Genomic DNA, 282 nt, shown 5'->3' on the forward strand with positions numbered 1-282 from the left:
CGATTGTCGCCAGCAACGTCAAACAGGGCACGCTAGACGGTTTCGACGCCGGCGAGGGCGTGGCGATCGGCAAGCGCATGGCCGAGAATCTCGGCCTCACGCTTGGCGACACCATCACCCTGATCTCTCCCGATGGCGACGTGACGCCGCTCGGCACTACCCCGCGCATGAAGGGCTACAAGGTCGCCGCGATCTTCGAGGTCGGCATGTCGGAATATGACAGTTCCATCGTCTACATGCCGTTTTCGGAAGCCCAGCTCTATTTCAACATGGATGGGCGGG

1 pseudogene is annotated in these 282 nt (G+C 61.3%); it reads left to right on the forward strand.

Annotation, left to right across the window (positions count from 1 at the left end):
• A pseudogene (locus EN852_RS40215) lies at positions 1-282 on the forward strand (lipoprotein-releasing system transmembrane subunit LolC); the annotation flags it as partial.

This window comes from Mesorhizobium sp. M2E.F.Ca.ET.209.01.1.1, assembly GCF_004010375.2.
Classification (GTDB): Bacteria; Pseudomonadota; Alphaproteobacteria; order Rhizobiales; family Rhizobiaceae; genus Mesorhizobium.